This window comes from Nocardioides sp. Root1257 (assembly GCF_001425175.1).
Classification (GTDB): Bacteria; Actinomycetota; Actinomycetes; order Propionibacteriales; family Nocardioidaceae; genus Nocardioides.
The window spans coordinates 159,313-183,808 of record NZ_LMDV01000009.1 but is presented as its reverse complement, the minus strand read 5'-3'; the positions used below and the strand labels follow the sequence as shown (position 1 = coordinate 183,808).

The window sequence follows — 24,496 nt, the reverse complement described above, 5'->3', positions numbered from 1 at the left end:
GGCGGAAGGCCGCGAGCCAGCCGCCTAGAAGAGGTCCCAGTAGTCCGGGCGGAGCCGCATCTTCTCGGCCGACTCCTCGAGGATGACCCGGCCGGACCGCATGACGTAGGCGCGGTCGGCGACCTGGAGGGCCTGCTTGACGTTCTGCTCGAGCAGCAGGATGCCGAGACCCTCGGTGTCCGCGAGGGAGCGCAGTCGGCCGAAGATCGTCTCGACGATGGAGGGCGCGAGGCCGAGGGAGGGCTCGTCGAGCAGGAGCAGGCGGGGTTGGGCCATCAGGGCGATGCCGAGGCTGACCATCCGCTGCTGGCCGCCGGAGAGCAGGCCGGCGTGCTGGGTGGCGCGCTCGCCCAGGAGGGGGAAGAGGGTCTCGACCTCCTGGAGGCGGGCCGCGGAGTCGGCGCCGCGGGGGGCGTTGGCGGCGCCGAGGAGGAGGTTGTCGCGGATCGAGAGGTCGGGGAAGACGAAGCGCTCCGAGGGGATCAGTGCGACGCCGGAGCGGACGATGCGGCGTACGGGATCGGTGGTGACCGCCCGGCCGTCTAGCTCGACCGACCCGGACCGGGCGCGCAGCGCGCCGAGGACGGTGCGGATGGTGGTGGTCTTGCCGGCCCCGTTGTGGCCCATCAGGGCGACGATCTCGCCCGCGCCGACCTCGAGGTCGACGCCGTGCAGGACCTGCTTGGGGCCGTACGCCGCGTGCAGGTCGCGCACCCGGAGCAGGGGAGCGGTGGGGAGAGCAGCAACGTCACTGGGCACCGAAGTACGCCTCCGTCAGCCGGGCCGAGCTGGTCAGCTCGGCGATCGTGCCCGACGCGGTGATCTCGCCGAGCTCCATGAAGTAGGTGTGGTCGGCGAGCTCGCGCACCACGTCGAGGTTGTGCTCCACCAGGCAGACCGTGCGGCCCTCGGCGCGCACCGCGTCGACCATCGTCAGCATCGTCTCGACCCAGGTGCTGTCGACGCCCGAGGCCGGCTCGTCGAGCAGCAACACCGGCGCCCGGGTGGCGAGCGCGCGGGACAGCGAGACCAGCTTGCTCTGGCCGTAGGACAGCGCGTCGGCCGGTACGCCGGCGTGGTCGGCCATGCCGACGAAGCCCAGCCACTCCATCGCCTGCTCGGCGACGGCGTGGTCGGCGCGCGACACCGCCCGGCCCGGCACGAACAGGCGGCCGAGGTGCTCGCCGTGCTGGTCGGGGACCGCCAGCATCACGTTCTCCAGGCAGCTGAGCCGGCTGAGCAGCCGGACGTCCTGGTAGGTCCGCACCAGCCCGGCCCGGACGATCTCGTCGGGTCGGCGACCGACCAGCTCCTCGCCGTCGAGCAGCACGCTGCCGCTGTCGGGCACGACCGCGCCGGTGAGCAGGTTGAACGCGGTCGTCTTGCCGGCGCCGTTCGGACCGACCAGCGCGGTGATGGTGCCGCGGCGCAGCTCGAGGCCGAGGTCCTTGGCGGCCACGATGCCGCCGAACCGCTTGCCCAGCCCCTCCGCCTTCAGCACCACCGGGTGGGCGTCGAGGTCGCGGACCACCGGGGCGGTCCGCTCGCCGAGCACCTGCACGCGCTCGCCGGTCGGCGGGGCGACGTGGCGGAAGCGCTCGGCGAAGAGCCCCTGCGGGCGGACGATCATCATGAGCACGAGCAGGCCGCCGTAGATGACCAGCTGCCACAGTGCGGCCTCCGAGCTCTGCAGGCCGACGACCTGGCGCAGCACCGGCTCGATCATCGTCAGCGCGATCGCGGCGACGACGGAGCCGACCAGGTTGGCCGAGCCGCCGACGATCACCATCGCGAAGACGGCCATCGCGAGCTGGAAGCCGAACGCCGTCGGCGTCGCGAGCCCCAGCCAGCCGGAGTAGAGCGCGCCCACCCAGCCGGCCATCCCGGCGGTGATCGCGAAGATGGCGATCTTGTAGGCGAACGTGTTCTTGCCGAGCGACCGGGTCGCCTCGGTGTCCTCGCGGATCCCCTTCAGGACGCGGCCGTACGGCGACTCGCCGATCCGCCAGCAGACCGCGAAGACCAGCACCAGGGTGACGGCGGCCGGCGCGAGCCAGTCGCGCGGCGTCTCGAGGGACAGGCCGAGGATCGAGAGGCCCGAGATGTTCGTGATGCCCATGACGCCGCCCAGGGCGTCGAAGGTCGCGAAGATCCCGATCACCGCCAGCGAGAACGCCAGCGTCATCAGGATCAGGAACTCCTCGGCGAGGCCGAGCGCGATCAGGCCGATGACGACGCCGACCAGCGCGGCGATCACGGCGGCCGCGACCAGGGTCGCGACGAACGGCCAGTCACGCGCCGTCGTCAGGTAGCCCACGGTGTAGCCGCCGATGCCGGCGAAGGCGGCGTGGGCGACCGAGACCTGCCCGGCGTACCCGACCAGCAGGTTGACCGACAGGGCGAGCGAGGCGAGCAGCAGCGCCTGGACGAGGTAGTTGATCCACATGGTCAGGCCTTCTTGAGTCGCGCGCGGGGCGCCGGGCGGGGGACGACGGATCGGCGCCAGCGGCCGCGGCCGGACAGCACCACCAGGTAGACGACGAGCACGGTGAAGACCGCGGTCTGGGTCCACTGCACGGAGACCCACATCGACGACCACTGCTCGAGCAGGCCGACGCCGAGGCCGACCGGCAGCGCCCGCAGCGGGCTGGTGCGGGTGCCCGCGAGGAACGCGACCACGAAGCCGTAGATGACGACCTTGTCGCCCATCACCGGCTCGACCGTGTAGAGCAGCCCGTACCAGAGCGCGCAGGCGCCGGACACCAGCCCGGCGATGGCGAAGACGGTGACGCTGACCCGGGTGACGCCGATGCCCAGGAGGCCTGCCAGGCCTGGGTTGCTGCGCACCGCCTTGACCTGGCGGCCGAGCGGCGTGAAGGCGAGGAACGCCGCGATCGCCACGACCAGGCCGACGCAGGTGAGCACCTCGTAGAGCTCGAAGTTCGAGAGCTGGACCGGGCCCCACTCGTGGATGGTCATGGTCGGCCCGTAGAAGGGGAGACCGGTGCTGCCGGCGATCAGCTGCAGCGCGGCGATGCCGGCGGTGCTGACGCCGATCGAGGTGACGAGTACGGCGAGCATCGCGCGGTCGCCGGCGCGCGCGGCGACCGGCCGGTAGACGAGCAGCTCGATGAGGACGCTGAGGACGACGGCGCCCGCGAGGCCGACCAGGGCGGCCGGCCAGAAGGGGATGCCCTGCCGGTCCATGGCCAGGAAGGCGGCGTACGGCGCGAACGTGTAGGTCAGCGCGTAGGCGAAGTGGAAGCGGTGGGTGACGCCGAGGACGAGGGCGAGCCCGGCGCCGAGGGCGGCGTAGAACGAGCCGCGCACCAGCCCGTTGACGGTGAGCTGCCAGAAGTCGGCGCTGATCAGGGAGTCCATCTGTTCCTCGGGATAGGAGGCCCGGGGGAGCGCACCAGCGGCGCGCTCCCCCGGACGGTCACTGCATCTGGAAGTCGGCGGCGCCGATGTTGAACGTGGCCAGGGTCGAGACGGACCCGCCCTTGTACTCGTAGACGCCCATGTTGCGGCTGGCGACGCCGTGGGTCTTCGGGTCGATCTCGAGCGTGCCGGGCCCGGAGCTGTCGCCGCCGTAGACGGAGGCGAAGACCGGGTTGGCGTCCAGCGCGGCCTTCAGCGCCGAGCTGTCGTCGGGGTCACCGCCGTCGGCGATCACGCGCCGGATCAGGTCCCAGAACATCAGGACCTCCTCGTAGGCGTTGGCCGCGTAGAAGTCGGGCTTCTCGCCGTACGCCTTCTCGTAGGAGTTCACGAAGAGGTCGGCCAGTGCGTTGGAGGGGTGCTCCGCGTCGAAGTAGTCCATCGCGAAGTGGAAGCCCTCGGTGTCGAGCACGCCCTTCGAGGCCTTGACCGCCTCGTCGGTGAACTCGATGCCCATCAGCTGCGAGTCGAGACCGGCCGCCTTCGCCTGCGCGACGAACGCACCGGGCGCGGCCCCGCCGAACGCGACGATCAGCATGTCGGGCTGGTTGTCCTTGATCTTGCTGATCACGCTGGCGTAGTCCTGCGAGGTCGGCGCGACGGTCTCCCACAGGCCGTTGAACTCCAGGCCGGCCGCGGCGATCTTGGAGGTGATGTCGGCCTTGATCGGGTCGTTGAAGGGACCCAGGTCGACGCCGACGAGCCCGACCGTCTTCGCGTCGGGGTCACTCTGCTTCAGCCACTCAAGCGCGCCCGGCATGGCGTCGGACGGCGCCACCTCGCGGGTGCCGTAGAAGTACTGCACGCCCTGGGTGAAGACCTGGGCGCCGCCGACGCCGTCGAGGCTGAGGATCTTGTCCTTGTCGGTGTTCTCGAGCATGGCGCCGAGGCCGTCGCCCATCGAGGTGATCTTGGCGGGTGCGCCGGCGGCGGCGAGCTCCTCCGCGGCCTGCTTGGACGCGACCGGGTCGGGTCCCTTGATGTCCTTGGTGTCGACCTCGATGGTCGGGCCGCCCGCGGCCTTGACCTGGTCGACCGCGAGGTCGATCGCGTTCTGCATCGACTCGCCGTTGACCGCCGAGGGTCCGGAGAGCGTGAGCGCGGCGCCCATCTTCCAGGTCAGGTCGCCACCGAGGTCGGTGCCGTCCTTGATCTTCAGGAGGCTGACCAGGTCGTCGGCCTGGGCCTGCGTGTCCGCAGCGCTGACCTTCGGCTCGTCGTCACCGCAGGCCGCGACGCTCAGCGTCAGGGCGAGGGCGGCCGCGAGAGCGGCGTACCGGCGGGTGCGCCGGGTGCGGGGTTGGACCTTCATCTGCACTGACTCCATCTCACCGCGGTGCGGTGCTCGACAACCGGAACCCAGTCCCGAGGCCCGTATCGATCACTACGGGGAATAGGACTTTCCTGTAGTGATCACTACAGATAGGGTTGACGCGCACCGTAACCCCGATGTGTCGGCCGCCACAAGAGGTTCGGGATTTTCTTGTCCGCCCGATGTGTCCGATACCCGGGTCCGCGCCCGGTGGGAGAGGCTGAGCCCATGCCCCGCAAGACCGACCGGCGCCACCGCCAGGGAGACGAGTCGCGACACAAGATCCTCGCGACCACCCTGGAGATCGCCTCCGAGCGCGGCTACGAGGGCACCACGATGGGTCTGGTCACCGAGCGCACCGGGCTGCCGGCGAGCTCGGTCTACTGGCACTTCAAGAACAAGGACGAGCTGCTCGCCGAGACGCTCGAGTTCTCCTACCGCCAGTGGCGCGCGTCGTCGCCGACCTGGGAGGACGTCGACGAGGCCGGGGTCGACGACCTGCGCGCCGAGGTGCGTCGTCGGCTGCGCGCGGCGAGCCGGGCGCTGCTGACCTCCCCCGAGTTCTGGCGGCTCGGCCTGATGCTCGCGCTCGAGCGGCGTACCAAGGAGCCGGCCGCGCGCCGGCGCTACGTCGAGGTGCGCGGCGAGACGGCGTCGGCGATCGCGCACTGGTGGGCGTCGGTGCTCCCGGTCGCGCTGCGCGAGAGCGACGAGACCTTGCCCGACCGCCTGGCGCGGGTGCACCTGGCCCTCATGGACGGCTTCTTCATCGGCCGTCGGGCCGACGAGCGCTGGGACGTCGAGACGATGGTGGAGCTGATGGCCGACGGCATGGCGGCGTACGTCGAGGGTGCGGTGACGAGCCGATGACCGAGGCCGAGGTCGCCGACTCGAAACGGCGGATCCTGGAGGCGGCGGCCCAGATCGCTGCCGAGAGCGGGTACGAAGGCACCACGATCTCCAAGGTCGTGAAGCGCTCCGGCCTGCCGGTCAGCTCGGTCTACTGGTTCTTCAAGGACAAGGACGACCTGCTGGCCGAGGTCGTCCGGGCGAGCTTCGAGACCTGGCTCGCGGAGCAGCCGACCTGGGACCCGCTGCCGAAGGGCGTCTCGGTCGGCGAGGGCCTGCGTGCCGTCCTGGGTCGGTCGGTGCTGAGCCTCGCGGCCGCGCCTGACTTCATCCGGATCGGGATGATGCTGACCCTCGAGGGCCGGGAGGTCGAGCCCGCGGCGCGGGCGATCTTCCTGGAGATGCGCATCGCGGTCGAGGACGACATCGCCGGGTGGTTCACCAAGGCGATCGGCGCGCGCAAGGTGAAGCGCGCCCCCGAGCTGCCGCGCCAGCTTGCCCGCATCGTCATCGCCGGCACCGACGGCCTCTTCCTCGCCCACCAGATCCACGACGTCGAGAGCCCTGACGAGTTCGTCGACATCCTCGCGTCCATCGTCGAGTCGGCGATCGCCGCCGCCTGAGCCGCGCCGTACCCCCTTGCGGGTCGCGGTGTGCTGTGTCACAGTCCTCTCTGTAGTGATCGTTACAGAGAGGCAGTCGACCATGAGCATCCCCGAGCCCGCCCACTTCCGTCAGGTGCTGGGGCAGTACCCCACCGGTGTCGTGGTGGTGACGGCGCTCGACGCGGAGGGTCGCCCGCTCGGGATGACCGTCGGGTCGTTCACCTCGGTGTCGCTGGACCCGCCGCTCGTGGCCTTCCTGCCCGACCAGTCCTCGAGCTCGTGGCGGGCGCTGCGCGAGTCGGGCGACCGCTTCTGCGTGAACGTGCTCGGCGCCCACCAGGAGGACGTCTGCCGCGCGATCGCCGTCCGCAAGACCGACAAGTTCGACGGCATCGGCTGGCGTACGTCGCCCCAGGGCAACCCGATCATCGACGGCGCGGTCGCCTACATCGACTGCACGACCGAGCAGATCCACGGGGCCGGCGACCACCACATCGTCGTCGGGCGGGTGCAGCACCTGGACCTCGTCGGGGCCGAGGAGCCGCTGCTCTTCTTCCGCGGTGGGTACGGCTCGTTCGCGCCGCTGTCGCTGGCCTCCGCCGGGACGGCCGACCTCCTCGAGCACCTGCGGCTCGTCGACCTCGCGCGCCCGCAGATGGAGGCGCTCGCGGCCCGCTTCGACACCGAGGTCACCGCGATCGCGCTGGTCCGCGACGAGCTCGTGCTCGCTGCCGCGGCCGGCCGTACGCGGCTGGCGGTGGCGCCGACCCGGGTCGGCCAGCGGCTGCCGTTCATCCCGCCCCTGGGCAGCTGCTTCGCCGCCTGGGGTGACGACCGGGTGCGCAACGCGTGGCTGCAGGAGGGCGTGCAGCACGTGCCGGCACTGGTGCGGCAGCGCGGCTACTCGGTCGCGCTCGGCCACGGCACGGGCGCCCAGCTCGAGGAGCTCTCCACCCGCTTCCACCAGGGCGACGCCGGCGTCTCGCGCGAGGAGCTCCTGGAGGCGATCGCGAGCTCCGTCAGCGACTACAACCCCGCCTCGCACGACGGGCCGGTCGAGCTGCGCTTCCTCAGCGCGCCGGTCTTCGACGCCGACGGCCGGGTCGCGTTCACCCTCACGCTGTGGGGCCCGCCCGGCGAGGTCGGGCCGGACCAGGTCGCCCTCCGCGTCGACGCGCTCCTCGCCGCCGCGGCCGCCGCGACCGCCGGCATCGGCGGCGTGCCGCCCCGGGCGGACGCCCTGGAGCTCGCCGTCAGCTGAGGTAGTCGCGCAGGCTCGTCATCGTGGCGTCGAGCAGGGTGGCGAGGTCGCTGCCGGGGTCGGCCAGCCAGCCCTCGTACGCCGAGATGGCGAGCGCGAGCGAGACGCTGCCGATGGTGCGGGGCAGGGTGTCGGCTGGCTGCAGGCCGGTGCGGGACGCGACGTACTCGGCGATCACCTCCCGCCACTCGGCGTACCGCAGCACGGAGTGCGCCTGGAGGGTCGGCGTCTCGAGGATGAGGCGCATCCGCTCGCGGTGCGGCGGGTCGGCGTCGTCGTCGAACTCGTTGAAGGTCAGCACGCCCTGCTGCACTGCGTCGGCGAGCGCGACGGTCTCCGGGATCGCGGCGAGGATCGCGCGGAAGCCGTCGAGCGTGCGGTCGAACTGGCCCCACGGGATGTCGTTCTTCGACTCGAAGTAGCGGAAGAGCGTGCGCCGGCTGACCCCGACCGCGCCGGCGATCGCGTCGAGGGTGGTCGCGTCGAAGCCGCGCTCGGCGAACAGGCGGAAGGCCGCGGCCTCGATCGCGGCGTGCGAGGTCGCCTCGGGACGTCCCGGACGTGGAACCTGTTCCATTTCTGCCATGAGTGCACTTATTGTGGCGGGCATCACTCGTTTCCGGAAGGAGCCCGCCATGAACACCGAGCCCGAGACCACCGTCGACACCGAGGTGACTGCCCCGCTGACCAGCGAGGACCTGATCGAAGAGGTGTCGATCGACGGCATGTGCGGCGTCTACTGACATGCACCTCGACGAGCAGTGGGCGCTCGCGCCGTCGGTGGCGCTGCGCCCGGAGCCGTTCGGGGCGCTGGCCTACCACTTCGGCAACCGGAAGCTGATCTTCCTCAAGCGTCCCGAGCTCGTCGCCGTCGTCCGCGCCCTCGGTGAGGCGGACGACGTACGGGCGGCGCTGGTGGCGGCCGGCGTACCCGAGGCCGGCTGGCCGTCGTACCTCGCCGCCCTCGAGGGCCTCGCGGCCTCCGACATGATCCGCGCCCGCCAGGAGGTCGCCGCATGAAGCTCATCGAGCACTTCGAGCTCGGTCTGGACGCACCGATCTGCCTGACGTGGGAGCTCACCTACGCCTGCAACCTGGAGTGTGCGCACTGCCTGTCGTCGTCGGGACGCCGCGACCCGCGCGAGCTCACCACCGCGCAGGCCGAGGCGGTCATCGACGAGCTCCAGCGGATGCAGGTGTTCTACGTGAACATCGGCGGCGGCGAGCCCACGATCCGTCCCGACTTCTGGCACCTGCTGGAGTACGCCGTCAACCACCAGGTCGGCGTGAAGTTCTCCACCAACGGCGTCCGCCTAACGCCGGAGCGCGCGGCGTACCTGGCCTCGCCGGCCTGTGGTGGGTACGTCGACGTGCAGATCTCGCTGGACGGCGCGACCGCCGAGGTCAACGACTACGTGCGCGGCCCCGGGTCCTTCGACACTGCGATCACCGCGCTGCAGAACCTCAAGGACGCCGGCTTCACCGACGCCAAGATCAGCGTCGTGTGCACCCGGCAGAACATCGGGCAGCTCGACGAGTTCAAGGCGCTCGCCGACGAGTACGGCGCGACGCTGCGGCTCACCCGGCTGCGTCCGTCGGGCCGCGGCGCGGATGTCTGGGACGAGCTGCACCCGCTGCCCGAGCAGCAGAAGGTGCTCTACGACTGGCTGATGGCGTCGGGGGACAACGTCCTCACGGGCGACTCGTTCTTCCACCTCGCGGCGTTCGGCGAGGCGCTGCCGGGGCTCAACCTCTGCGGCGCCGGTCGCGTGGTCTGCCTGATCGACCCGATCGGCGACGTCTACGCCTGCCCGTTCGCGATCCACGACAACTTCCTGGCCGGCAACCTGCTGCGCGACGGCGGCTTCCAGGAGGTCTGGCAGACCTCGCCGCTCTTCCAGGACCTGCGCTCGCCGCAGACCGGGGGCGCGTGCGCGAAGTGCGACTTCTACGACTCGTGCCGCGGTGGCTGCATGGCCGCGAAGTTCTTCACCGGCCTGCCGCTCGACGGGCCGGACCCCGAGTGCGTGCAGGGGTACGGCGAGATGGCGCTGGCAGGTGCACGGTCCGTGCCCGCCGCCAGCCAGGACCACTCCAAGGCCAACCCGACCCGCAACCAGCCGGTGATGCTCAAGCTGATGACCCGACCGCCCGTGTCGGACTGTGCGGAGAGCCCGCTCGCGGGGTTCGTCCCGTGAGCAAGCCGGAGTGGGCGCAGAACCCCTGGAAGCAGAACCCGTGGTTCGAGTCGGTCGCGGTTGCCCAGCGGCGTGCGCAGAAGCGGCTGCCGGAGCCGGTGTACGCCGCGCTGGTCGCGGGCTCGGAGCGCGGCCAGACCGTGTCGGACAACCAGGCCGCGTTCATGGAGCTCGGCGTGCTCCCGCACGTCGCGGGGCAGCAGGCCGAGCGGTCGATGACCCGGACGGTGCTGGGCCAGGAGGTCTCGCTGCCGGTGCTGATCAGCCCGACCGGCGTACAGGCGGTGCACCCGGAGGGTGAGGTCGCGGTGGCTCGCGCGGCCAACGCCCGCGGCACCCTGATGGGACTCTCGAACTTCGCGTCGAAGTCGGTCGAGGAGGTCGTCGAGGCCTGCCCGCGCACGTTCTTTCAGATGTACTGGACCGGCGACCGCGACGTGATGGTGCAGCGCATGCAGCGCGCCCACGCGGCAGGCGCGATCGGTCTGATCGCCACGCTGGACTGGTCGTTCTCGATGGGCCGTGACTGGGGCTCGCCCGAGATCCCTGAGAAGGTCGACCTCAAGACGATGGTGCGGATGGCGCCCAAGGTCGCCACGAAGCCGCGCTGGCTCTACCAGTTCGGGCGGACCGGACAGATCCCCGACCTGACGGCACCCAACCTGGCGCCTCCGGGTGGCAGTGCGCCGACGTTCTTCGGTGCCTACTACGAGTGGATGACCACCCCGCCGCCGTCGTGGGCCGACGTGGCGTGGATGCGGTCGACGTGGGCCGAGCTCAGCGGCACGCCGTTCGTGCTCAAGGGCGTCGGGCGCGTCGACGATGCGAAGCGCGCGGTGGACGCCGGCGTCTCCGCGATCTCGGTCTCCAACCACGGCGGCAACAACCTCGACGGCACTCCCGCCGCGATCCGGCTGCTCTACCCGATCTCGACCGCCGTCGGCGGCCAGGTCGAGGTGCTGATGGACGGCGGCGTACGCCGTGGGTCGGACGTCGTGAAGGCGCTCGCCCTGGGAGCCCGAGCGGTGCTCATCGGCCGCGCGTACCTCTGGGGTCTCGCCGCCAACGGCCAGGCGGGCGTGGAGAACGTGCTCGACATCCTGCACGGCGGCATCGACTCCGCCCTGCTCGGACTGGGCGTCTCCTCCATCGACGAGCTCGAGCCCGGCCTGCTGCTCATCCCGGACGGCTTCCACCGGTCATGAACGGCGCGAGCGGCACGGGAGCGGTGAGCAGGCAACCGTTCCAGCCTGCTCCGAGACTCGTTTCGGTTGCTCACTCACCGCTGCCCGGGAGCCACCGGTCATGAAGCTCGCCGACGCCACGTCGCCGGAGACCGTCGGTGCCGCTCTGGTGCTGGTGCCCGTCGGCTCCATCGAGCAGCACGGGCCGCACCTGCCGCTCGACACCGACACCACGATCGCCATCGCCGTCGCGGAGGGTGTGGCGGCGGCCTTGCCGGGGACGTGGGTGGCGCCGCCGATCTCCTACGGGTCCAGCGGCGAGCACCAGTCGTTCGCCGGCACCGCGTCGGTCGGCACCGAGGCGCTGACGCACGTGGTCGTCGAGCTGGTGCGCTCGCTGCGCACCTGGGCGGATCGGGTCGTGCTCGTCAACGCGCACGGCGGCAACGTCACCGCCCTGAACGCCTCGGACGAGATCGAGTGGGTGCCCTGCGCGACCGAAGACGTTGATCTCCACGCCGGCTTCACCGAGACCTCGCTGATGCTGCACCTGCGGCCCGAGTCGGTGCGCCTCGACCTCGCCGAGGCCGGGAACACCCAGCCGTTGAGGGAGATCCTCCCCGCCATGATGTCCGGCGGCATCGCCGCGGTGTCGGCCAACGGGGTGCTGGGCGACCCCGCCGGCGCGTCCGCCGAGGAGGGCGCCCGGGTGCTGAAGGCAATGGTCGAGGACGTCGTGAGGCGGCTGTCGTGACCGAGGTGAGCAGGGTCGCCCTCGTGACCGGAGCGGCCGGCGGCATCGGGTCCGCGACGGTGAGCCGGCTGGTGGCGCAGGGGTACGCCGTCGTCGGCGTCGACCTCGAGGAGGCGACCGAGTCCGACGTCGTCGCCCACGTCGTGGGCGACGTCCGGGACCGCTCGGTGCTCAAGGGCGCGGTGGACTTCGCCATCGCCCGGTGGGGCCGGCTCGACGTGGCGGTTGCGGCCGCTGCCGTCATCCGGGGTGGCCTGCCGCTCTGGGAGACGCCCGAGTCGGAGCTCGACGAGCTGTGGGACGTGGACGTCCGCGGCGTGTGGCACACCGCTGCCGTCGCCGTCCCGGCCATGCTCGCCGGGCCGGATCCGCGCGGCTGCCGGTTCGTGGCGGTCGCGTCCGCGGCGGCGACGTACGGGCTCTTCCACCTGGCCGGCTACAACGCGGCCAAGCACGCGGTGGTCGGCCTGGTGAAGGGCCTCGCGGCCGACCTGGTCGCCACCGGCGTCACCGCGGTCGCCGTCTCACCGGGGTCGACCAACACCCCCATGCTGGACGCGACCGCGGACCTCTACGGCATCTCCGACCCCGTCGCCTTCGCCGACAACCAGCTGCTGCGCCGTGTCCTCGACCCTGACGAGGTGGCCGCGACCATCGCGTTCTGCTGCTCGGTGGACGGGGCCGTCCTGAACGGCGGCGTCGTGCACGCCGACGGCGGCTTCCGGCCATGACTCTGCCCTCGGGCTTCCGGGTGCGGGTCGGCGCGGACGTCCGGATCCACGACGGCGGTCGGACGCTGGTCGGCGGCTCCCCGCTGCGCGTGCTGCGGCTTCGCGAGCCCGCGCCCGCACTGGGACGCGGTGACGTGCTCGAGGTGGCCGACCGTACGACGGGTGTCGTCGCGGAGCGGCTGCTCGCCGCCAACCTCGCGGCCCCCGTGCTCGACGAGCCGACCGAGGCGGAGCTGACCGTCGTGGTCCCGATCCGCGACCGCGCCGACCGGCTCGACCGGCTGCTGTCCGGACTGGTCGGGCTCCCGGTCGTCGTGGTCGACGACGCGTCCCGTGACCCGGCAGCGGTCGCGGAGGTCGCGACCCGGCACGGCGCCCGACTGCTCGCCCTGACCGACAACGTCGGGCCTGCAGGCGCCCGCAACGCGGGGCTCGCCGAGGTGCGGACGCCGTACGTCGCGTTCGTCGACTCCGACGTCGTGATCGGGGCTGCGGCGCTGCGCGGGCTGGCGGCCCACTTCGCGGACCCGCAGGTCGCGGCGGTCGGTCCGCGGGTGCAGGGGGTCGCACGCAGTGACCGCCCGCGACGCTTCGAACGCTGGGACGTCGACGGCCTGTCGCTCGACCTCGGTGAGGTGCCCGCGCTGGTGCGGCCGTGGTCGAAGGTGGGCTGGCTGCCCAGTGCCTGCCTCGTCGTTCGGGTCGCGGACCTGGAGGCTGGCGCGTTCGACGAGGGCCGACGGGTCGCCGAGGACGTCGACCTGGTGTGGCGGCTGATCCAGGCGGGCCGGCACGTCCGCTACGACCCGGCGTACGTCGCGGGTCACGACAGCCGCGGCACCTGGTCGACCTGGCTCGGGCGCAAGGCGTTCTACGGCACCGGCGGCGCCTGGCTGGCGCAACGGCACGGGGACTGGATGGCGCCGGCGGTGCTCTCGCCGGTGCCCGCGATCGGCGCACTTGCGCTGCTGGGGCAGCGCCGGTGGTCGGTCCCGTGCGCGATCGGCGCCATGGCGCTGGTCCGGCTCCGCCTCGGCCGCACCCTTCCGGACACACCGGACCGCGGCCGGCTCGCGACCGAGCTCACCGCTGAGGTGGCGGTGTCGACCCTCCGGCAGGGCTCCCACCTGCTGCTGCGGCACTGGTGGCCGGGTGCAGCGGCTGCCGCGGTGGTCTCCCGACGAGCTCGGCGGGCCGTCCTGGCCGCGATGGTCTGGGACCTGCTCGACCACCGCGAGGTCCCACCGAGGCAGGCGCCCGAGGCGTTCGCCGCGCGGCGCCTCGACGACCTGGCGTACGGCGCGGGGCTGTGGTGGGGCGCCGTACGCGCGCGGTCCGCGCGGGTGCTGGTGCCCCGGATCACCGGCCGCCGGAGTCGCTAGGAGCAGCTCCCACGGGGTGTGCTCACCTGCGGGCCATGAACCGCACCCAGTCGTCCATCGTCGCCGTGAACACTCCAGGTGAGCCGTATCGGCGGGGGTGGGTGAAGAACGGCCGCATCGAGTGGGTGTCCTCCTGCCTGATCACCTCGAGCGAGCTGCCGTGGCCGAGCGCGTCGGCCGTGGCGGACTGTGCGGTCAGCACGGGCTCGAGACGCTCACCCCAGGCGGCGGGCGTGAGGTTCTCGTCCGAGACATCCGGCTCGAAGACCATCTGGGTGCGCAGGCTGACTCCGCGACGGCCCACGGCACTTGCCTGGACGATGAACGAGGCGACCTCGGGCGGCGCTGCTTGGTAGGAGGCGACGATGCCGTCGTAGCCGCGCAGCGCGGCAGCCAGTCGGCCCGGCTCGGCGCCTACTTCCCGGGTCGCATGCGCCAACCCGTCGGCCTCGTCCCGTGCGAGGACGCTCACGTGCCAGGTGAGGTCCGTATCGGAGAGCACCGGATCATCGAGTACCTCGTGGAGGAACGGAGACAGCTCGTCCTCGGCTCCTCCCTCGAAGGTGACCGAGGACTCGAGGGGCGGCTCGAGCGAGATCGACGCACGGTCGTCGACGACGCCGACCAGGCGGAACAGCACACGGGACATGGCGGCAGGGGCGATGGGCCGGGTGGGCACCATGGTCCCGTCCTTCTCGGTGAATCCCAGCTCGACCCGGGCGCCCTCCTCGAGGAAGATGCTCGCCCCATAGAACTCCGTGACCCCGGAGTCCGCCACGAGACCGGGCACGGCCTCGATCACAGCCGCGAACGTGGCCCTGCTCGCGCCACTGCTCACGGTCAGGACGGCAGTCGACGGGTCGACGCCGTCCTGCTCGTGCCAGACCTTCACCTCTGCGTCGGCGACGCCGTCGATCTCGGCCAGCTGCTGCTGCAGATGATGAGCCGCGGCCTCCGACTCCGCCGGCACTCCGAGGTCCGGCAGGTGCCCGCACCCACCAGCCGCGATCGCCACGAGCAGCAGCACCAGGACCGCCCGGATCGAGGTCATGCGACTCCGCGGAAGAGCGTGGGCCCGAAGTGCCTATCGGCGACTGAGTCGTGGATCCGCAGGTGCGGGCCGGCGAGCGGGTCGTCGTACCAGGAGGTCGCTGTCGTCGATGCGACGTCCTCCACCATGACGCTGGTCGCGACGCGCACCCAATGGGCGCTGCCGACACAGATGGCGACGCGACGCAGTCGACTCACGGGCGAACCTTACCCACGATCTCGGGCGCGCTTCCTGCGAATCAGGAGACGCGTCAGGCGCACTCCCATGGCGCCGATCAGGGCACGGATCTGCTGATGGGCGGGCGGCGCGCGATCGGCCCGGGACGTCATACGGATGGTGTGTCCTCTACCTCGATTCGTATGACGTCCTGAGACTGCCATCCGGACATGCTGCGATCCGTTCGCGGCACCTACTCTCGAAGCAGCACAGCGAGACGCGTCGGTCAGCCGTCGCCCGCCGGCAGCAGCGTCGGCAGCCTCGGCTTGCTGTCCGCCTGCTCGATGACGAGCCGGCGTACGACGCGGGTGATCGCCGCGGACACCGCCTCCGGGTCGGGCTCGACGCCGTCGAGGTGCTCGATGATCCAGTCGCGCAGCTTCACCCGGAGTGCTGCGATCGCGGCGTGCCCGGCCGGGGTCAGGCCCAGGTCGTGCAGCGAGCCTTCGGCATACCCGTCCACGATCAGGTCGGCGAAGACCGGCTCGAGGATCGCGGCCGGGAGCGCCCGGGCGTGCGCGATCTGGGTGACGTCGGCCGTGCGGTCCGCGACCGTCAGGCCGTGCACCTGGACGAGGGCCCAGATGCGCGCGGCGTCCATGCCGTCGGTCTCGTCGCTCAGCAGGTCGAGCACGAGGTCGCGGCGCTGGCCGTAGAGCAGGTTGGCGATCTTGCGGCCGAGCACCTCGTCGTTGGTCAGCGACTCGGGCGCGCCGAAGCCGCCGCCGAGGTCGCTGGCCGACGGTGCGGTGCTGTTGCCGAGCTGCACCTGCGGCAGCAGCAGGGCGAGCACGAAGGCGATGAGGGCAACCGGTACGGCGTACAGGAAGACCTGGGTCAGCGACTCCGAGTAGGCGTTGACGATGGGCGCGATCACCGCGTCGTCGAGCAGGTGCAGGGCGCTCGGGGTGGCCAGGTCGGCCGGGCTCACGTCCGGGCTCGCCGCGATGGCGGCCGGCAGCCGGTCGCCGAGGAAGTTGCCGTAGAGCGAGCCGAAGATCGCGGCGCCGAACGCGCTGCCCATGGTGCGGAAGAAGGTGACCCCGGACGTGCCGACGCCGAGGTCGGAGTAGGCCACGGAGCTCTGCACGATGATCGTCAGCACCTGCATCGACAGGCCGATGCCGGCGCCGAACACGAAGAGGTAGAGCGCCGAGACCCAGGTCGACGTCGACGGGTCCATGGTCGAGAGCAGGAAGAGTCCGAACGCCATCACCAGGCCCCCGGCCACCGGGAAGACCTTGTAGCGGCCGGTCTTGCTGACGATGTTGCCGCTGGTGGTCGCGGTGATCAGCAGGCCGAGGACCATCGGCAGCATCCGGAAGCCGGACTGGGTCGCGGTGACGCCCTCGACGTACTGGAAGAACGTCGGCAGGAACGTCATCGCCCCGAGCATCGTGAAGCCGACGATGAAGCTGAGGGCGCAGCAGTCGGCGAAGACCTTGGACCGGAAGAGGCGCATCGGGAGGATCGGCTCGGCGGCGCGCAGCTCGACGAGCACGAAGAGGCCGAGCACCGCGACGCCGCCGACCAGGAGGCCGATGATCTGCCAGGAGCCCCAGTCGTACGTCGTCCCGCCGAAGCTGGTCGCGAGGACGAGCATCGAGGCGCCGACCGCGACCGTCGCCATGCCGAGGTAGTCGATGCGCGGCTTGCCGCCCGGCGGGACCTTCGGGATCCAGACCTGCGTCGCCACGATGACGATCGCAGCGAGTGGCACGTTGATGTAGAAGCACCAGCGCCAGCTGGCGTGGTCCGTCAGCAGGCCGCCGAGCAGCGGGCCGATCACGGTCGCGACGCCGAAGACGGCGCCCAGCGCGCCCTGGAACTTGCCGCGCTCGCGCAGCGGGATGATGTCGGCGATCAGCGCGGTCGCGGTCACCGTCAGGCCGCCGGCCCCGATCCCCTGCAGGGCGCGCGACGCGATCAGCCAGGCCATCCCCTGCGCGAGACCGCAGAGCATCGAGCCGATGATGAAGACGGTGACGCTGACCTGGAAGACCTGCTTGCGGCCGAACTGGTCGCCGACCTTGCCGACGACGACGGTGACGGCCGTCTGGGCCAGCAGGTACGACGTCACCACCCACGAGACGTGGTTGCCGCCGCCGAGGTCGCCGACGATCGTCGGCAGCGCGGTGGAGACGATGGTGCCGTCGAGGGCCGCCAGCAGCATGCCGAGGCCGATGGTCGAGAAGGCCAGGATCCTGGCTCGCCCCTCGAGGGTGATCGGGCCTGCGGGTGCCGGGTCCACGGGTGCCGTGGCGGTCGCGCTCATCGAACCTCCGAGGGGTGTGAGGTGCACCACCTTGCCTCACCCCCTCGGCTGGTCGCCAGGCTGACAGAGTGTCGGCATGAGCAACCTGCCTGAATCTCTGACCGGCAAGACCGTCGCGGTGCTGGGCGGCACCGGACCCCAGGGCCGCGGCCTGGCCCGCCGCTTCGCCGCGGCCGGAGTGCCCGTGGTGATCGGGAGCCGCAGCGCGGACCGCGCCGAGGAGGCGGCGGCCACGCTGGCCGAGGCCGTCGGCGGCACCGTCACTGGCGCGGACAACGCAGGCGCCGCTGCGGCCGGCGACATCGTCGTGGTCGCCGTACCGTGGGACGGGCACGGCGAGCTCCTCGAGTCGCTGCGGTCCGAGCTGGCCGGCAAGGTCGTCGTCGACTGCGTGAACCCGCTCGGCTTCGACAAGCAGGGCGCGTACGCGCTGCCCGTCGAGGAGGGCTCGGCCGCCCAGCAGGCGCAGGGGATCCTCGCCGACTCGACCGTCGTGGGTGCCTTCCACAACGTCTCCGCCGTACTCCTCGAGGACCCCGAGGTCGCCTCCGTCGACACCGACGTCCTCGTCCTCGGCGACGTCCGCGAGGCCACCGACCTGGTCCAGGACCTCTGCACCACGATCCCCGGCGTCCGCGGCGTGTACGGCGGTCGCCTCCGCAACGCCCACCAGGTCGAGGCCCTCACCGCCAACCTGATCTCCGTCAACCGCCGCTACAAGGCGCACGCCGGCATCCGGGTCACGGACGTCTGACCGCGCGGCGGGGTAGTCCCTGACGATTCGGCCCCTCGTCCGACAGGATCGGGGCGAAAACGTCAGGGACTATCCGGACGACTCTGAGGGGAGCACCACCCATGGCCGACGAGGTACTGGTCGAACGGCGTGACGGCGTCCAGGTCATCACGATCAACCGGCCCGAGGCGAAGAACGCGATCAATGGCGCCGTCGCGGCGGGGATCGCCGCGGCCGTCGACGAGCTCGACGCCAGCGACGACCTCTGGGTCGGGGTGCTGACGGGCGCCGGCGAGACGTTCAGCGCGGGCATGGACCTCAAGGCGTTCCTGCGCGGCGAGGTGCCGAGCATCGAGGGGCGCGGGCTCGGTGGCATCACCGAGCGGCCGCCCCGCAAGCCGCTGATCGGCGCGGTCGAGGGCTGGGCCGTCGCGGGCGGGTTCGAGCTGCTCCTGGCGTGCGACCTGGTCGTCGCCGCCGAGAGCGCGAGGTTCGGCGTACCGGAGGTCAAGCGCGCGCTGGTCGCGGGCGCCGGTGCGGCGATGCTGCTGCCGCGGCGGATCCCGCAGACCATCGCGATGGAGATGCTGCTGACCGGGGACCCGATCACGGCCGGCCGGGCCGCCGAGCTCGGGCTGGTCAACCGGGTCACCGCCGAGGGTGGCGCGCTCGACGGCGCCCTCGAGCTGGCCGCCGCCGTCGCGGCCAACGGCCCGCTCGCGGTCGCCGTGACCAAGCAGATCGCCCGCTCCTCCGCCGACTGGTCCGCCGACGAGATGTGGGCCCGGCAGGGCGAGGTGATGATGCCGGTCTTCGTGTCGGAGGACGCGACGGAAGGTGCGACGGCGTTCGCGGAGAAGCGACCTCCTGTGTGGAAGGGTCGCTAGGCCGAACTATTTCCTGCCCGCAGATGAATATTCGGGACGATCTGTGGGTGACGTCACCCTGACGGTGCTTACTTTTGGTCGTTTCTGGTCCGAAAGCGACGTAGGATTGCCCGGTCGGCAGGCGTGACGCCGCCGACCAACGATCCCCAAGTCAGCCCGACGACGGTCGTCGTGTGCCCACGAGAGTGGCCAGCACACGGCGGCCGTCGTCTGTGTCCAGAAGAAGAAGCCCGTGCACCTCTCGCTCGCGACCCTCGTCGGCCTCGCCGGCACGCTCCTCGCGTTCGCCTACACCGTCCCCCAGATGCGCAAGCTCGCGCGCACCGGCAGCGCCGCCGGCGTGAGCGTCGCCGCGCTCGCGAACTCGACGGTCAGCGGCATCGCCTGGACGATCTTCGGCGTCGTCGAGCACGAGGTCTGGGTCGTCCTCCCGGCACTCCTCGCCCTGCCCGGTACGGCGGGCGCGATGGTCCTGGCGTGGCGTCGCGGCGGCGACCGGACGCGGCTGTGGCTGCCCCTCGTCTGGGCGCTCACGATCGCGACGCTCACCGCGCTGGTGCCGGTGCTCGGCTCGCGCCCGATCATCGTCGCGCTCGGCTGCTCGATCACGCTGATGGTCGGTCCGGCCGCAGTGACGGCCTGGCGCTCCCACGACGTGTCCGCGATCGCGGCCTCTGCGTGGTCGATGCTGATCGTCGACGCCGCCCTCGCCGGCGCGTACGGACTCCTCGCCGACATCGACGCCAACCTCATCTACGCCCTGGTCGCCACCAGCGGCGCGGTGCTGATCCTGACCCGGCTCGCCGTACCCCCGCACGTGCACGCGCGGCTGGTGCGCCTGCCCGACGGCATCGACCCGGACGTGGCTCGCGACGACCTGAGCCTGGCCGCCTGAGCCACGTCGCCTGCTTGACGACGTCTGGCAGGCTTCCGGCATGGGGTTCCCCGGCGGCCGCCACGCGAAGCGCATCCTCCTCGAGATCGTCGGCTGGACCCTCGTGCTCGCGGGCATCGCGGCGCTGGTGCTGCCCGGCCCCGGGCTGCTGATGCTCTTCGCCGGTCTGGTCGTGCTCTCCCAGCAGTACGAGTGGGCCGAGCGTCGCGTGGCGCCGGTCGAGCGGATGGCGAAGCGCGCCGCCTCCGAGGGCGTCGAGACCTGGTGGCGGGTCGCGCTGTCGGCGCTCGGCGGCCTGGCCATCCTGGCCTTCGGGGTCCTCTGGATCGTCGACCCGGCCGCGCCCGGCTGGTGGCCGGTGCGCGAGTCGTGGTGGCTCGTCGGCGGCCCGGCGACCGGGGTGACGCTCGTGCTCTCCGGCTTCATCGCCCTGGGGCTGCTGGCCTACAGCTACTGGAAGTACCGGATCAAGGGCGACCCGGTCCCGGAGCGGGACGGGTGACGAGGACGATCAGTCCGATGATCACCAGCCTGCCGACCAGCGACAGGACGCTGCCCTCCGGCCCGTAGCTGCCGCCGCCGAGCCAGTCGGCTCCCGAGGTGTGCACCTGGAGCAGCGCGCCGCTGTAGTCGTCGGTGCCACTGACGGTGAAGCCCAGCACCGTGCCCTGGATCCAGTTCCAGCCGACGTGGATGCCCAGGCCGAGCCAGAGGGTGCCGGTGCGGAGGAACGCGACGCCGTACATGACGCCGCCGAGGGTGCTGCTCGCGACCGACAGGGCGGTGGTGTGGGCGGTGGTCGCGAGGTGGAAGGCGCCGACCATCGCGGCCATCAGACCCAGCGCGAGCCAGGGGCGGCCGGTCAGGCGAACCAGGCCGCCGAGCATGAGCACCCGGAACAGCAGCTCCTCGGCGTACCCGGAGAGCGAGAACACCAGCAGACCGAGGAGCAGCAGGAGAGGGTCGAAGTCGACCCCGTCGACGTGCGCGACACCGGCGAGCGCCATCAGGCCGGTGGTCGTCAGCATCCCGGCCGTCGCGATGGCCAGGCCGGTGCCGATGCTCCGAGCCGCGCCGACGCCGCGGATGCCGGCGCCGAGGGGATGCCCGGACCGCTTGGCCCGGACAGCAGTCGTGGCCGTCACGACGAGCGTGACGACCACGACCGCAGCAAGGATCGCGTCCACGGCGCGACCCTAGGGCACGCCTACGGGCTGCTCAGGCTGCGCGGGCGCGAACTCCCTGTCGGAGCAGTCCGCTGGGGCACAGGCCGGGGATCGGCAGCACGGTGCAGATCGTGGACGGGTCCGGGGTGCCACCGCTGCCGGCATCGCAGAACTGCTGCGGGAGGCCGGCGTCGCAGAGCGGCTGGATCGGCGAGGCACCGCCGGGGCCGGGCGCTCCGCTCGCGGCGTCGCAGATCGCCTGGGGCGCGCCGGCGTCGCAGAGCGGCTGGATCGGGGAGGCCCCGCCGTCGCCGCCCGGGTTCGGCAGCTGGGCGAACGCGTCGCAGATCGCCTGCGGGAGGCCGGCGTCGCACGCGGGCTGCAGGGCGCTGGCCCCGCCGCCGCCACCGCCACCGCCGCCACCGCCGCTGTGGGCCTTGCGGCACTTGGCGTACGCCTTCTTGGCCTGCTTCAGGTGCCGGTGGGCTGCGCGCTGGTGCTTCTTGGCCTTCTTCAGCTTCTTGCTCGCGGCATGCCGCTGCTTGCTGGTGTCCGCGCGCTTCTGGGTCTTCTTGGCCTTCTTGACGCGCTTGTCCGCGCGGTGCGAGGCCTTCTTGGCCTTGACCGCTCGGTTCTTCTGCTTGGCGCACGAGCCGGCGGCCCGCTCCGCGCTCGCGGCCCGGTCCGCGCCGTGGCCGGCCGCGCTCGCGGCCGTGGTGCCGACGAACGATATCGACGCCACCACACACAGCGCGAGCAGGGCCTTCATCAGGTGCCTGAACATGGGTTCTCCCCTCGTCTTCCGCTGCCCGCGGAAGGCGGACGAGCGACTCGTACCCACGAGCAACGAGGGGAGAACCGAAAGGTTGTGACTGGCGTCACCCGGTCTGGACCAGTGTCAGATCCGGGCTAGTTGACCGGCGACTCACCGAGGGTCACCTGGGCGCTGTGCGTGGCGCCCGAGGTGTCGGCCCAGCGCAGCGTCACCGAGTCGCCGGGCTGGTAGGTCGCGAGGGTCGACTTGAGCACGTCGTACGACGTGATGGCGGTGCCGTCGATCCCGGTGATGGTGGCCCCGGCCTCGATGCCGGCCTGGGCCGCGGCGCCGCCGCTCTGGACCTGCCCGACCTCGACGCCGCCGGAGGTCCCGGTGGCGTCCTGGCTGATCGCGATGCCGAGGTACGGCGAGGCGCCGACCTGCACGCCGTCCGTCTCGGACCCGTCCTCGATCTTCTGGACGACCTGGAGGGCGTCCTCGATCGGCACGGCGTAGCTCTGCGCGACGCCGCCGCTGGACGCTGCCGTCGTGATGCCGACGACCTCGCCCTCGCTGTCGAGGAGGGCGCCGCCGGAGTAGCCGCCGACGACGTACGCGTTGGTCTCGATCAGCCCGGTGAGGTGCTCGCCCTCGACGGTGCCCTCGGACTGGGTGTCGATCGACTGGTCGAGGTCGACGACGGAGCCGGTCGAGGCCGAGAGGTAGCCCTGGCCCTGCGCGTTGCCGACCGCGGTGACCTCGTCGGAGACCGCCGGGTCGCCGTCGTCGTCGAGTTTCACGGTCGCGAGGCCGCTGGCGCCGTCGAGCTGGAGCAGGGCGACGTCGGCCTCCTGGTCGTGACCGAGGACCTTGGCGTCGTACGTCGCGCCGGTCGTGGCGATGGTGACCTTGACCGAGGTCGAGCCCTCGACGACGTGGTAGTTGGTGAGCACGATGCCGGAGGAGTCGAGCACCAGGCCGGTGCCGGCGGCCTCGCCCGCGGTCGTCTCGGTGTCGATCAGCACGACGCCCTGCGACTGGTCGGCGCTCGCGTCGGTCTGGTCGCCGGTCTGGTTGCTGGTGCTGCCGCCGAGCTGGCCGCCCGGGGCGCCGTACCCGAACGGGTCGGTGCCGCCCTGCTGGCCCGTGTCGGGTGCCTGGCCGGAGCTGCCGGAGTCGCCGGGCTCCGGCAGCTGCTGGGGAGCGGTGGCCGGGGCGTCGGCGACGGTGCTCTGGCCGCCGCCGCTGGCGAGGGCCCAGCTGACCGGGACCGCGACCGACGCGGCGATGACGCCACCGGCGACGGCGCCGGCGAGCGAGGAGCGCCAGCTCCACCCGCTGCGGGCTGCTCGGACGGGGGCAGGGTGCGGGGCTGCCTGCTGGAAGGGGCCGCCGTACGGGTCCTGGTAGGGGTTGCCGTAGGGGTCGTAGGCGGGGGGCTGCGGACTGCGCTCGATCGGGCGCGTCTCGTCGAAGTTGTTGGACTCGTCGCTCATGGTCACAAGTTCAACGGAGGATCCTGCTGTTAGGCCGAGGAGTTCCTGTACGCAGCCTGTGAGTCCGGACGAGTTCAGAAGCCGATGGGGAGGCCCGCGTAGTTCTCGGCGAGCCCGGTCGCGCCGGCCTCGCTCGACGTGACCCACCGCAGCTGGGCGAGCTGGAGCTGCTCGTCGAACGGGTCGCCGCTCGCGTGCAGCATCGTCGTCATCCACCAGGAGAAGTGGGTGCAGCGCCAGACCCGGCGCAGGGCGGCGTCGGAGTAGGAGTCGGCGAGGGCGGCGTCGCCCTTGAGCAGCGCCGTGAGCGCCGGCGCGAGCAGCGCGACGTCGGCGACCGCGAGGTTGAGGCCCTTGGCGCCGGTCGGCGGCACGATGTGCGCGGCGTCGCCCGCCAGGAACAGGCGGCCGTGCCGCATCGGCTGCTGCACGAACGACCGCATCGGCAGCACGCTCTTGTCGGTGACCGGTCCGGGGGTGAGCTGCCAGCCGTCCTGCCCGTGGCCGAGCCGGGTCGCGAGCGCGTCCCAGATCCGGTCGTCGGACCAGTCGTCGATCTTCGTGTCGTTCGGGACCTGGAGGTAGAGCCGCGACACCGTCGCCGAGCGCATCGAGTGCATCGCGAAGCCATCGGGGTGCCACGCGTAGATCAGCTCGTCCGTCGAGGGAGCGACGTCGGCGAGGATCCCCAACCAGGAGTAGGGATACGTCTTCTCCCACGTACGACGCAGCGCGGCCGGGACCGCCTCGCGCGACGGGCCGAACGAGCCGTCGCAGCCGACCACGACGTCGGCCTCGAGGCGTTGCTGGACGCCGTGCTCGTCGGTGAACGTGACCGACGGCCGATCGGTGTCGAGGTCGTGGAGGGCGGTGTCGCTGACGCCGTAGTGGACCTCCTGCCCGGCGGCGGTGCGGGCCGCGACCAGGTCCTTCTGCACCTCGGTCTGGCCGTAGACGAAGACCGAGCGGCCGGTGAGGTCGACGAAGTCGAGGTGGTGCCGCTCCTCGGGCCACTGGAGGTAGATGCCCCGGTGCGGGTCGCCCTCGCGGTCGAGCCGGTCGCCGAGCCCGACCTCGCGCAGCAGGTCGACCGTGGACTGCTCGAGGATGCCGGCGCGGATCCGCCCGGCGACGTACTCCTCGGTGCGGGTCTCGACGACCACCGACTCGACGCCGTCGGCCGCGAGCAGGTGGGACAGGAGCAGCCCGGACGGGCCCGCGCCGATGATGGCGACCTGGGTGCGCATGGCGTGAGTCTGGGCGCGCGTGGTCGTCGTCGCCCATCGCGGTCTTCCGCTGGGTG

At 71.8% G+C, this 24,496-nt stretch carries 26 protein-coding genes; 14 read left to right on the top strand and 12 right to left on the bottom strand.

The window, feature by feature from the left end; genetic code table 11:
• Positions 1-24: 24 nt before the first annotated feature.
• From ASC77_RS15155 to ASC77_RS15140, 4 genes are read right to left on the bottom strand one after another with little or no spacing between them, the layout of a single operon-like run.
• Positions 25-759 (bottom strand): ABC transporter ATP-binding protein, encoded by a 735-nt coding sequence (locus ASC77_RS15155; RefSeq protein WP_156391118.1) that lies wholly within the window; start codon positions 757-759, stop codon positions 25-27.
• Positions 749-2,446: an ABC transporter permease subunit gene (locus ASC77_RS15150; RefSeq protein ID WP_056154632.1), complete on the bottom strand. Its 1,698-nt coding sequence runs from the start codon at positions 2,444-2,446 to the stop codon at positions 749-751. The genes ASC77_RS15155 and ASC77_RS15150 overlap by 11 nt, the downstream gene beginning before the upstream one ends.
• Before the next feature lie 2 nt (positions 2,447-2,448).
• Positions 2,449-3,381, bottom strand: coding sequence for a branched-chain amino acid ABC transporter permease (locus tag ASC77_RS15145; RefSeq protein ID WP_056154630.1), 933 nt, complete (start codon positions 3,379-3,381; stop codon positions 2,449-2,451).
• A gap of 58 nt (positions 3,382-3,439) precedes the next feature.
• Positions 3,440-4,753, bottom strand: a complete 1,314-nt coding sequence (locus tag ASC77_RS15140) for an ABC transporter substrate-binding protein (RefSeq protein WP_056154627.1) — start codon at positions 4,751-4,753, stop codon at positions 3,440-3,442.
• Between the two features lie 228 nt (positions 4,754-4,981).
• On the opposite strand from ASC77_RS15140, the gene ASC77_RS15135 reads away from it, so the two are divergent.
• The 3 genes from ASC77_RS15135 to ASC77_RS15125 all read left to right on the top strand — a co-directional run bounded on the left by ASC77_RS15135 (position 4,982) and on the right by ASC77_RS15125 (position 7,468).
• On the top strand, positions 4,982-5,623 hold the full coding sequence (locus ASC77_RS15135; RefSeq protein ID WP_056154624.1) for a TetR/AcrR family transcriptional regulator: 642 nt from the start codon (positions 4,982-4,984) through the stop codon (positions 5,621-5,623).
• Entirely contained in the window at positions 5,620-6,225 is a 606-nt protein-coding gene (locus ASC77_RS15130) for a TetR/AcrR family transcriptional regulator (protein WP_056154621.1), read from the top strand. The genes ASC77_RS15135 and ASC77_RS15130 overlap by 4 nt, the downstream gene beginning before the upstream one ends.
• A gap of 82 nt (positions 6,226-6,307) precedes the next feature.
• Entirely contained in the window at positions 6,308-7,468 is a 1,161-nt protein-coding gene (locus ASC77_RS15125) for a flavin reductase (protein ID WP_056154616.1), read from the top strand.
• On the opposite strand, the gene mftR is transcribed toward ASC77_RS15125, so the two are convergent.
• A complete protein-coding gene (gene mftR / locus ASC77_RS15120; protein WP_056154614.1) occupies positions 7,461-8,054 on the bottom strand; it encodes a mycofactocin system transcriptional regulator in 594 nt (197 codons plus the stop codon). The genes ASC77_RS15125 and mftR overlap by 8 nt on opposite strands.
• A 49-nt stretch (positions 8,055-8,103) precedes the next feature.
• Here mftR and mftA point away from each other — a divergent pair, with 49 nt between their 5' ends.
• The 7 genes from mftA to mftF all read left to right on the top strand — a co-directional run bounded on the left by mftA (position 8,104) and on the right by mftF (position 13,717).
• Positions 8,104-8,211, top strand: a complete 108-nt coding sequence (mftA, locus tag ASC77_RS15115) for a mycofactocin precursor MftA (protein WP_056154611.1) — start codon at positions 8,104-8,106, stop codon at positions 8,209-8,211.
• 1 nt (position 8,212) lies between these two features.
• A complete protein-coding gene (mftB, locus tag ASC77_RS15110) occupies positions 8,213-8,488 on the top strand; it encodes a mycofactocin biosynthesis chaperone MftB (RefSeq protein ID WP_056154608.1) in 276 nt (91 codons plus the stop codon).
• Positions 8,485-9,666: a mycofactocin radical SAM maturase gene (gene mftC, locus ASC77_RS15105; protein WP_056154605.1), complete on the top strand. Its 1,182-nt coding sequence runs from the start codon at positions 8,485-8,487 to the stop codon at positions 9,664-9,666. Before mftB ends, mftC begins: the two co-directional genes overlap by 4 nt.
• On the top strand, positions 9,663-10,871 hold the full coding sequence (mftD, locus tag ASC77_RS15100; protein ID WP_056154602.1) for a pre-mycofactocin synthase MftD: 1,209 nt from the start codon (positions 9,663-9,665) through the stop codon (positions 10,869-10,871). The genes mftC and mftD overlap by 4 nt, the downstream gene beginning before the upstream one ends.
• Positions 10,872-10,971: 100 nt before the next feature.
• Positions 10,972-11,604, top strand: a complete 633-nt coding sequence (gene mftE, locus ASC77_RS15095) for a mycofactocin biosynthesis peptidyl-dipeptidase MftE (protein WP_056154599.1) — start codon at positions 10,972-10,974, stop codon at positions 11,602-11,604.
• On the top strand, positions 11,601-12,335 hold the full coding sequence (locus tag ASC77_RS15090; RefSeq protein ID WP_056154597.1) for a mycofactocin-coupled SDR family oxidoreductase: 735 nt from the start codon (positions 11,601-11,603) through the stop codon (positions 12,333-12,335). Before mftE ends, ASC77_RS15090 begins: the two co-directional genes overlap by 4 nt.
• On the top strand, positions 12,332-13,717 hold the full coding sequence (gene mftF / locus ASC77_RS15085) for a mycofactocin biosynthesis glycosyltransferase MftF (RefSeq protein WP_056154593.1): 1,386 nt from the start codon (positions 12,332-12,334) through the stop codon (positions 13,715-13,717). The genes ASC77_RS15090 and mftF overlap by 4 nt, the downstream gene beginning before the upstream one ends.
• Before the next feature lie 22 nt (positions 13,718-13,739).
• Here the strand turns inward: mftF and ASC77_RS15080 are convergent, their stop codons facing one another.
• The 3 genes from ASC77_RS15080 to ASC77_RS15070 all read right to left on the bottom strand — a co-directional run bounded on the left by ASC77_RS15080 (position 13,740) and on the right by ASC77_RS15070 (position 17,259).
• Entirely contained in the window at positions 13,740-14,768 is a 1,029-nt protein-coding gene (locus ASC77_RS15080) for a hypothetical protein (protein ID WP_056154590.1), read from the bottom strand.
• Positions 14,765-14,965, bottom strand: coding sequence for a hypothetical protein (locus ASC77_RS15075; RefSeq protein ID WP_056154587.1), 201 nt, complete (start codon positions 14,963-14,965; stop codon positions 14,765-14,767). Before ASC77_RS15075 ends, ASC77_RS15080 begins: the two co-directional genes overlap by 4 nt.
• A 245-nt stretch (positions 14,966-15,210) precedes the next feature.
• On the bottom strand, positions 15,211-17,259 hold the full coding sequence (locus ASC77_RS15070) for an MDR family MFS transporter (protein WP_056154583.1): 2,049 nt from the start codon (positions 17,257-17,259) through the stop codon (positions 15,211-15,213).
• Between the two features lie 76 nt (positions 17,260-17,335).
• On the opposite strand from ASC77_RS15070, the gene npdG reads away from it, so the two are divergent.
• From npdG to ASC77_RS15050, 4 genes are all read left to right on the top strand, one after another.
• The gene (gene npdG, locus ASC77_RS15065; protein WP_056154579.1) at positions 17,336-18,013 is read left to right on the top strand and encodes an NADPH-dependent F420 reductase; all 678 of its coding nucleotides are present in this window, start codon (positions 17,336-17,338) and stop codon (positions 18,011-18,013) included.
• A gap of 101 nt (positions 18,014-18,114) precedes the next feature.
• Positions 18,115-18,879, top strand: a complete 765-nt coding sequence (locus ASC77_RS15060) for a crotonase/enoyl-CoA hydratase family protein (RefSeq protein ID WP_056154577.1) — start codon at positions 18,115-18,117, stop codon at positions 18,877-18,879.
• Between the two features lie 232 nt (positions 18,880-19,111).
• On the top strand, positions 19,112-19,774 hold the full coding sequence (locus ASC77_RS15055; RefSeq protein ID WP_056154575.1) for a PQ-loop repeat-containing protein: 663 nt from the start codon (positions 19,112-19,114) through the stop codon (positions 19,772-19,774).
• A gap of 40 nt (positions 19,775-19,814) precedes the next feature.
• Positions 19,815-20,276 (top strand): PGPGW domain-containing protein, encoded by a 462-nt coding sequence (locus ASC77_RS15050; RefSeq protein WP_056154572.1) that lies wholly within the window; start codon positions 19,815-19,817, stop codon positions 20,274-20,276.
• Here ASC77_RS15050 and ASC77_RS15045 read toward each other — a convergent pair.
• The 4 genes from ASC77_RS15045 to ASC77_RS15030 form a co-directional block, all read right to left on the bottom strand.
• Positions 20,242-20,961: a CPBP family intramembrane glutamic endopeptidase gene (locus ASC77_RS15045; protein ID WP_056154569.1), complete on the bottom strand. Its 720-nt coding sequence runs from the start codon at positions 20,959-20,961 to the stop codon at positions 20,242-20,244. The genes ASC77_RS15050 and ASC77_RS15045 overlap by 35 nt on opposite strands.
• 31 nt (positions 20,962-20,992) lie before the next feature.
• Positions 20,993-21,724: a hypothetical protein gene (locus ASC77_RS26705; RefSeq protein WP_056154566.1), complete on the bottom strand. Its 732-nt coding sequence runs from the start codon at positions 21,722-21,724 to the stop codon at positions 20,993-20,995.
• Positions 21,725-21,849: 125 nt separating this feature from the next.
• A complete protein-coding gene (locus ASC77_RS15035) occupies positions 21,850-23,193 on the bottom strand; it encodes a S1C family serine protease (RefSeq protein ID WP_156391116.1) in 1,344 nt (447 codons plus the stop codon).
• 74 nt (positions 23,194-23,267) lie between these two features.
• Positions 23,268-24,440: a 4-hydroxybenzoate 3-monooxygenase gene (locus ASC77_RS15030; RefSeq protein ID WP_056154561.1), complete on the bottom strand. Its 1,173-nt coding sequence runs from the start codon at positions 24,438-24,440 to the stop codon at positions 23,268-23,270.
• Positions 24,441-24,496 lie beyond the last annotated feature (56 nt).